General features: G+C 62.7%; 2 protein-coding genes, 1 tRNA gene and 1 rRNA gene. All 4 read right to left on the bottom strand.

The window, feature by feature from the left end; translation table 11 throughout:
- Positions 1–186: 186 nt before the first annotated feature.
- Positions 187–263: transfer RNA gene (locus ACIPVK_RS21650), tRNA-Pro, on the bottom strand.
- A 71-nt stretch (positions 264–334) separates the two neighbouring features.
- On the bottom strand, positions 335–1,717 hold the full coding sequence (locus tag ACIPVK_RS21655) for an FAD-binding oxidoreductase (protein ID WP_407614047.1): 1,383 nt from the start codon (positions 1,715–1,717) through the stop codon (positions 335–337).
- Between the two features lie 74 nt (positions 1,718–1,791).
- The gene (locus ACIPVK_RS21660; protein ID WP_407614048.1) at positions 1,792–2,292 is read right to left on the bottom strand and encodes an SRPBCC domain-containing protein; all 501 of its coding nucleotides are present in this window, start codon (positions 2,290–2,292) and stop codon (positions 1,792–1,794) included.
- Positions 2,293–2,442: 150 nt separating this feature from the next.
- Positions 2,443–2,544, bottom strand: a 5S ribosomal RNA gene (gene rrf / locus ACIPVK_RS21665); the annotation flags it as partial.

Here is a 2,544-nt window from a genome sequence, read left to right on the forward strand (position 1 = left end):
GGGGCGGGCCCCCACACCTGTTTATGGGACGTGGGAGTGGGAGACTCGGCGGCAGGGCCGCACCGATAACACACCCGCGGCGGACACATACTTTTGCCTATAACCCCGGATACGCACTCGCACGAAAAGGGTGCCTTAAATGGGACGAGCCCCGCAGGAAACCGAAGTTTCTTGCGGGGCTCACATTGGTCGGGATAACAGGATTTGAACCTGCGACCTCGTCGTCCCGAACGACGCGCGCTACCAAGCTGCGCCATATCCCGGTGTTGTACCAACGAATAAAAAGTTTACCGACTTTTCACTCCAACACCTAATCGGGGCAGGGGGGTCTACGTCACATGATCGCCTTGCCGGGGTTCAGGATGCCTTGCGGGTCGAAGACCGCCTTGATCTTGCGCTGCAGCTCAAGCACGTCCTCGGACTGTTCCCAGGCCAGCCATTCGCGCTTGACGGTGCCCACGCCGTGTTCGCCGGTGATGGTCCCGCCCACGTCCAGGGCGGCACGGATGGACTCCGCCAGGGCGGCGTCAAGCCTTGCCACGCCCTCGGCGCCGTCGACCGGGTCAACCCAGAAGGTGGGGTGCAGGTTGCCGTCCCCGGCATGGGCGACGATGCGCACCATGACATTGTTCCGTGCGGCAATCCGATCGAGCGTTCCCATGTAATCGACCATGGCCGATCGGGGAACCGCCACGTCTTCCCCCACCCGATACTTGTCGTCCTGTCCGTCCCCGCGGCTTGCCCGCCGCATCTCGATCAGCCGCACGGCTTCCTCGTCGTTCGGCGGGCTCACCTGCGCTCCGAGGCCTTCAAGTGCCGAGCGGACGATATCTGCCTCGATTTCGGCACCGTGTCCGTCGGTGCGGACCAACAACATGGCGCCGCCCCGGGCGCTGAGATCGGAACCGTAGGCGGCATCCAGGACGTGCATGGTCCCGATGTCCATCAGCTCCAAGATCGCCGGCTGCACCCGCACCCCGGCGATGGCCACTACCCCGGCGGCGGCCTGGGCGACGTCCGTGAACACCGCGGCGATCGAGCAGGTCTTTTCGCTGAGGTAACGCAGCCTCACGGTGACAGAGACGACCACACCCAGGGTCCCTTCCGAACCCACCAGCAGCGAAGTCAGGTCATAACCGGCAACACCCTTGAAGGTGTTCCGCCCGGTGCTGATCAAGGTGCCATCGGCCAAGACGACGTCCAAGCCCAGGACCGAGTCCGTGGTGACCCCGTACTTGGCGCAACGCAGCCCGCCGGCATTGGTGGCCACATTGCCGCCAATAGTCGATTGCTGGTAGCTGGCGGGGTCCGGTGCATACATGAGCCCATGCTTGGCAACAGACCTGTTCAGAGCCGCATTGATGACACCGGGCTGGACCACTGCCACTTCGTCCTCGGGGCGGATCTCCAGGATCCGGTCCATGCGCTCGAGGGAGAGCACGATGCAACGTGCCGTCGCGTGGGCGCCGCCTGAGACGCCCGTGCCGGCCCCGCGAGGCACGACCTTGACTCCGGCCGCCGAAGCCAGCCGCAAGGCAGCCTGGACGTCTTCCACGCGCTCGGCAAAGACAACAGCCAACGGCAACTGGTGGTCAACGATCTTTCCGAAGTCATGGCTGTAGGCCAACACCGTCTTGGAATCGGTCGACACAGCCCCCTCACCTACGTGCAGGATCAGATCTTCAATCAGTGCCGAGTCGGCGGATTCGGGGCTCATGCCACCCTTTCAGAGCATTCTTAAAATGGTTATGCCGCGAACAGGCCACGGCGGTCTTTGGCTATGCGGGCGGTCTAGCGGTCTGGCCGGCTGTTGGCTCCCATGAAGCGGGCATAGTAGTCAAGGATCTCTGGCCACTGTGTGTAGTGCTCGTATTGCTCCTGGCCAACCTGACCGGAGCTCCAGCCGTCGTGCGTCAGGACGAGCTCGGTGCCTGTTCCCTGATCATGGAATTCGAGGCTCACATGGGTGGGAGGTGCGATTTCCATGCCCAGGGTGAAGTCTAGGACGATGGTCTGCGGTGAATCAAGATGCACGATCTTGCCCCAAAGATGCTGCTCGCCGTCTTCCGATTCCTCGACCAGGTTTCCCCTGTCAAAGGTGACATGACTGCCCGGGCCAAAGTGAGAAAACTTGCCTACCGGCCACCATAAGTGGATGTAATCCGAAAAGCCTTCAAAGGCCTGGTCTGCAGAAACCGGGACGCTAACCGTATGCCGGTGCTCCGGCAAGCGGTAATCATCTTGGGAGCCAGGCTCGCTGGCTGATGCCGCGTGTGAGAATAGTCCGTCCATCCCTCAACACTAACGGCTGTTGCCACGAAGGGGGCTTACGAGTCATGCGGGTCGTCGCAGGTGGCGCCGCAAGACTCAAGCCGTTGCCCCGATGTGGCCGTTAAACATCGGAACCCCCAAGCCTGGGGCTTGGGGGTTCCGGGACGTGTTGTCCGGCGGTGACCTACTCTCCCACACCCTCCCGAGTGCAGTACCATCGGCGCGGTGGGTCTTAGCTTCCGGGTTCGGTATGGGACCGGGCGTTTCCCCCAC

The organism is Paeniglutamicibacter sp. MACA_103 (assembly GCF_045798555.1).
In the GTDB taxonomy this organism is placed as follows: Bacteria; Actinomycetota; Actinomycetes; order Actinomycetales; family Micrococcaceae; genus Paeniglutamicibacter.